Origin of the sequence: Curtobacterium flaccumfaciens (genome assembly GCF_051548005.1) — a bacterium.
Classification (GTDB): domain Bacteria; phylum Actinomycetota; class Actinomycetes; order Actinomycetales; family Microbacteriaceae; genus Curtobacterium.
Genome location: NZ_JBPUGH010000201.1, coordinates 1 through 5,089 on the forward strand (window position 1 = coordinate 1; position 5,089 = coordinate 5,089).

General features: G+C 72.7%; 6 protein-coding genes. 1 reads left to right on the forward strand and 5 read right to left on the reverse strand.

The genetic code is table 11. From position 1 onward, the window contains the following. Positions 1-50 precede the first annotated feature (50 nt). The 4 genes from mtnN to ACSW7Y_RS16140 all read right to left on the reverse strand — a co-directional run bounded on the left by mtnN (position 51) and on the right by ACSW7Y_RS16140 (position 3,429). The gene (gene mtnN / locus ACSW7Y_RS16125; protein WP_290134090.1) at positions 51-758 is read right to left on the reverse strand and encodes a 5'-methylthioadenosine/S-adenosylhomocysteine nucleosidase; all 708 of its coding nucleotides are present in this window, start codon (positions 756-758) and stop codon (positions 51-53) included. Positions 759-776: 18 nt separating this feature from the next. Then, positions 777-2,189 carry a PepSY-associated TM helix domain-containing protein gene (locus ACSW7Y_RS16130; protein WP_438127255.1) on the reverse strand — a complete coding sequence of 471 codons (1,413 nt, stop codon included), beginning with the start codon at positions 2,187-2,189 and terminating at the stop codon, positions 777-779. A gap of 120 nt (positions 2,190-2,309) precedes the next feature. Beyond that, a complete protein-coding gene (locus ACSW7Y_RS16135) occupies positions 2,310-2,528 on the reverse strand; it encodes a hypothetical protein (protein ID WP_438127256.1) in 219 nt (72 codons plus the stop codon). Positions 2,529-2,733: 205 nt separating this feature from the next. After that, positions 2,734-3,429: an SDR family oxidoreductase gene (locus ACSW7Y_RS16140; protein WP_438127257.1), complete on the reverse strand. Its 696-nt coding sequence runs from the start codon at positions 3,427-3,429 to the stop codon at positions 2,734-2,736. An 83-nt stretch (positions 3,430-3,512) separates the two neighbouring features. On the opposite strand from ACSW7Y_RS16140, the gene ACSW7Y_RS16145 reads away from it, so the two are divergent. After that, a complete protein-coding gene (locus ACSW7Y_RS16145) occupies positions 3,513-3,959 on the forward strand; it encodes a winged helix-turn-helix transcriptional regulator (RefSeq protein ID WP_438127258.1) in 447 nt (148 codons plus the stop codon). A 105-nt stretch (positions 3,960-4,064) separates the two neighbouring features. Here ACSW7Y_RS16145 and ACSW7Y_RS16150 read toward each other — a convergent pair whose 3' ends face one another. Then, complete coding sequence (locus ACSW7Y_RS16150; protein WP_438127259.1) at positions 4,065-5,072, reverse strand: LacI family DNA-binding transcriptional regulator; 1,008 nt, start codon at positions 5,070-5,072, stop codon at positions 4,065-4,067. Between the last annotated feature and the right edge of the window lie 17 nt (positions 5,073-5,089).

A 5,089-nucleotide genomic window follows, 5' to 3' on the forward strand; every position in this document is an offset into this window, starting at 1 on the left:
CGCTGGTGTCGAGCCTCCAGTCCGTCTGTGGTCGCGACCAGGGCGCAACGTCAGCCGACGAGTCCGGTCACCACGTCGTGGACCACGCGCGCGGCGCGTGCCGCCGCGTCGTCGAGGTGCTCCTTGAACTCGTCGCCGTCGGGAGCACAGAGGTCGCTGATGCAGCGGACCGACACGAACGGCATGTCGTGCACGTGCGCGAACTGCGCGATCGCCGCCGTCTCCATGTCGACCGCGGCGACCGTCGGGAAGGCCTCGCGGAGCAGGCGTGCGCGACCCTCGGTCACGAAGATCTCGCTCGAGCCGATGGTCGCGGCGCGCATCGGGTACCCGGCGTCCGAGGCGAGCGCGAGGTCGACCAGCCGCTGGTCGGGCTCGTACCCGGCGGGCATGCCCGGCACCTGGCCCAGGGCGTAGCCGAAGGCCGTCGCGTCGGCGTTGAGGTTCACGTAGTGGTCGCCCACGACGACGTCACCGATCGCGACACCGTGCATGAGGCCGCCGGCGGTACCGACGCTGATCACGGGGATGCCGGGGCCGAAGTCGTGGAAGGCGTGCGCCGCTGCAGCCGTGGCGTTGGTGAACCCGATGCCGCTCCGGCGGACCGCGACGGTCGCACCACCGACGTCGAGCAGGTGGTGCTCGTCGTGGCCGCCGACCGGACCGTCGAGGATGGGCGTTCCGCCGAGCAGACCGGCGAAGGCGCCGACCTCCTCGCTCATGGCGGCGATGACGACCGCGATCGGTGGGTGGTGCACTGATCGAGTCTCGCACGCTCAGCGCGCGCGGGCAGACCCCACGGTCACGACCACCACGTCGACGAGCAGGAACAGGAGCAGCGTGACCCCGACCGTCGGGAGCAGCGCACCGAGGAGCGCTGCGACGAGTGCGACGAGTGCGACGCCCCATCCCGGCGCGCGGGCGAGCGCTCCGGCGGCGGGCGCGCGGCCGAACCGGGCACCTGCGGGGCGGCGCTGCCACCACATCACGTACCCGAACACGACCATCGCGGCGATGCCGAGGGCGGCGAGCACGAGCACGACCTGGTTCGCGACGCCGAACAGGACGCCCATGTGGGTGTTGACGCCGAGCTTCGCGGCCTTCGCCATGAGCGGGTAGTCGGCCCAGCGCACCTCGGACACGACCCGCGCGTCGCGGGCGTCCACCGCGACGGCGTCCATCGCGACCGGCCAGGTCTGCTTGCTCTCCTCGACCGTCCACGCCTCGTCGGAGGTGGCCGGCACGTGGATGCGGACCTCCGCGGCGTCGAGGTCGGCCCCGCGTGCTGCGGCGAGGACCGTGTCGAACTGGTCCGGCGTGACCTCGGCGGCAGCAGCGGTCGGCTCGGCGTCGCTGCCGTGGTGGCCGGCGTGCTCGCCGGCCGAGCCCTCGCTGGTCGCCGCTCGGTCGCCGAGCGACGTGTCGACCGTGGGTGCCTGCCAGCTCAGCGCGGACCGGATCGCGGTGACGTTGTCGCCCGCGAAGTGCGACCACGTGATGCCGGTCGCCGAGAGGAAGAGCGCGCCGAGCAGCACCCAGACGCCGGTGGCCGCGTGCCACGAGAACGTCCGCCGGTAGCCGTGCGCCCGGTTGTCCGGGACGACGAGTTCGCGCTTGCGGCGGGCTCGCCGGATCCGCGCCGTCCACAGCGCGATCCCGGCGAGCGACACGATGCCGAGCCACGACGCGGCGGTCTCGCTGTAGAGCCGACCGACGTCGCCGAGCAGCAGGCTGCGGTGCACCGTGCTGACCCAGGTGCGGAACGGCAGCGACCCGGACGTGCCGTACACGGGCAGGTCACCGCGGACCTCGGCGGTGCCCGGATCGACGAAGACCGCGCGGGTGGTGGACTCCGCGAGACCGTCCTCGGTGAACATCACGCGCGTGGTCGTGCCCGGGGTCGGGGCCGGCCGGACCTCGGTCACGGTGTCGCCTGGGTGCCGGCGTTCGACGTACTCCTCGGCGGCGGACACCTGGTCGGCGAGGGGGAGCGACCTCGCGGTCACCGGGGCGGTCAACTCGTGGGCGTACACGACCCGCTCGATCGAGGGCGCCACGGCGTAGACGGCGCCGGACAGTGCGGCGACGAGGATGAACGGCCCGACGAAGAGGCCCGCGAGGAAGTGCAGGCGGAGCAGGAGCTGGGGGAACCAGCCCGCGCTGGACGCGGGTGCGGGGGCGTGCGGCATCGGGGCTCTCCGGTGTCGGGCGCGACCTCGTGCCGCACGGACTGAGACTCTACAAGACGTAGAGCAACCGGGACGTCGCGGCGACGCGCGTCATGCCGAGGCGCCGGACTCGACCGACGTTCAGTTGCCTGGCGAGCGTTCCTCGTCGTGCTGCTGCTCCCATTCGTCCTTGAGCGCGATCGCCTCGTCAAGGGCCCGATTCTTCTCCGTTCCAGCGGTGGCCCAGCCGCCGATGAAGGACGCCACGCACACCACGACGGCGAGGACCCCGAGGGCGAGCAGCCAGCCGTTTCCGTCGGCCGTCGCGAAGAGGTACCCGGCGCCGATGCCTCCGCCCACTGCCGGAATCCGGAGCAACGAGCCCAGCACCTGAGCGCGACTGGTTCGTGACCGTGCTCGCTGGACGGGGGTTCGATCGGCGTGCACGTTCCGACCGTACGCGGGAGCGCAGCGTGTCGCGCGGGACGTGTCCGGGCCGACCCCACGGGACCGGCGCCGCGTCCCACCCGGCCCGAGGGACTCGGTCCCGCAGTACCCGCGGCGCTCAGCCCTGCGCGAGCGCCGGGTAGAGCGCCGGCAGCGGAGCGCTCAGCCCGGACCGGACGCTCCGGCTGACCTCGTCGGCGAGGACCTCGTGCTCACCGGCCTCGACCGCGTCCCAGATCGCCGCGACGATGTCGGCGGGATCGGCCTTCTCGACGTCGAGGTCGGCGGTCATGCCCGTGTCGGTGTACCCGAGGTGTGCGCCGACGACCTGCGTGCCCTGGGGTGCGAGCTCGAGGCGGAGCGAGTTCGTGATCGACCAGAACGCCGCCTTCGACGCCGAGTACCCGCCCGCGACGGCGAGCCAGCTCAACACGGAGTGCACGTCCACGAGTGCACCACCGGCGAGGTGCGGGGCGAACGACTTCGCGACGCGGAGTGCACCGAACACGTTCGTGGCGAAGACCCGCTCGACGTCGTCGACCGACGTCTCGAGGAGCGGCGCGGAGCCACCGATGCCGGCGTTGTTCACGAGGACGGTGGTGTCGCCCGCTGCCTGGACGGCCGCGTCCACGCTGGCCTGGTCGGTGACGTCGAGGGTGATCGGGACGATGCGTTCGTCGTCCCACGTGCGCGGCGAACGTGCGGTGGCGTAGACCTTCGCGGCTCCGCGGGCGAGGGCCTGACGGACGAACTCGGTTCCGAGTCCGCCGTTCGCTCCCGTGACGAGGACGACGGCGTTGGTGAGGCTGGTCATGGTGGCTCCTGACGATCTGGGTGGGTACGGAAGCCGAACCTAGCACGTTGTGTCTGCATTCCGAACCCAGGTAGGATCGGGGCATGCTCGGCATCCTCGGCGGCGACGAGCGCTGCCCCATCGCGCGGTCCCTCGACGTCCTGGGCGAGAAGTGGACGCTGATGCTCGTCCGGGACGCGGCGCTCGGCGTGACCCGGTTCAGTGACTTCCGCGCACGCCTGGGCGTGCCGCGCGAGGTCCTCGCCGCGCGGCTGGGATCGCTCGTCGAGGGCGGCGTGCTCGAGCGCGTCAGCTACAAGCCCGAGGGGGGACGCTCGCGCGACGAGTACGTCCTCACCGACGCCGGGCGGGACCTCGTCCCGGTGTTGCTGGCCCTGGGGGAGTGGGCGGACCGGCACCGCCCGTCCGAGCGGTCCGCTGACCTCCGGGTCGTCGACAGCGAGACCGGCGAAGCCGTCGAGTCCACGGCGGTCGTCGTCGGCACCGGGCGCCTCGTCCCGAGGGAGCGCCTGGCGGTGCGCGCGGTCTGACCCCGTCTCGTCAGGTCCGCGCCGTCGCGTCCCCGGGCGACCGGACGGCAGACGGGAGGCCCGTGGCGGGCCCGCACCGTGCCTCCCGTCCGGTGGGTGGGTGCGTCAGCGACGCACGTCGCACCCGCAACTCGCGCCGAGGACCAGCTCGGGCGGGACGAGTCGGCGGTTGCCCTCGTCGCCGCCACCGAGGACGCGGTCGACCGCCTCTCGCGCCATCACCTCGATCGGCTGCCGCACGGTGGTGAGCTGGGGGTTCGTGTAGTCCGCCTCGGCGGCGCCGTCGAAGGAGACGATCGCGACGTCCTCCGGGACGCGCAGCCCGAGTTCGAACAAGGCCCGCATGACGCCGATCGCCTGCATGTCCGAGCTGACGAACACCGCGCGGGGCCCGGCGCCCTCACCGAACATCCGGAGTCCGGCTTCGTACCCGCCGCGTCGGGTGAAGTCGCACCGGACGATCGGGCCGTCGGGCCGCCCGGCGTCCCGGAGTGCCCGCATCCACCCCTGCTCCCGGAGCTCCATCTCGCCCGCGTGCCCCATCACGAGGCCGATCGGCCCGTAGCCGTGCTCGACGAGGTGCCGGGTGCCGTCGAGTGCGCCGCGGAACGCGTCGACACCGATGCTGACGTGGTGGGGGACCTCGAAGAAGGTGTTGAGTAGCACCATCGGGATGCCCGGATCGGTGACGGTGGAGAGGTCCGGGTGCGTCTGGATGCTCGTCACGATGATGCCGTCGACCTGGCGGGCGGACAGGGTGCGGAGGCGCTCGCGCTCCTGGGTGCTGTCCCCGTCGCTGTTGGCGAGGAGGACGTCGTACCCGCGTGCGGCTGCGGCGTGCGTCACCTCGACGGCGAGCTCCGACCAGAAGGGGTTGTCGAGCTCGGGCACGATGAGCCCGAGCATCTTCGACGAGCCCGTACGGAGGGCCTGTGCGCTCGCGTTCGGGCGGTAGCCGAGGACGCGGATCGCCTCGCGGACCCGGGCGGCCGTGTCGGCGGCGACGGGTCGGGGTCCGTCGTGCACCACGTAGCTGACCACCGACGTGCTCACGCCGGCGTACCGTGCGACGTCCGCGCGCGTGACCGCCCTCGGGGTGGTCGGGGTGCTCACGGGGACCTCCTGGGTGG

Coding starts and splice junctions, on each gene's coding strand:
- ACSW7Y_RS16130 (WP_438127255.1), bottom strand. CDS start 2,189: ATGCCGCACGCCCCCGCACCCGCGTCCAGCGCGGGCTGGTTCCCCCAG.
- ACSW7Y_RS16140 (WP_438127257.1), bottom strand. CDS start 3,429: ATGACCAGCCTCACCAACGCCGTCGTCCTCGTCACGGGAGCGAACGGC.
- ACSW7Y_RS16145 (WP_438127258.1), top strand. CDS start 3,513: ATGCTCGGCATCCTCGGCGGCGACGAGCGCTGCCCCATCGCGCGGTCC.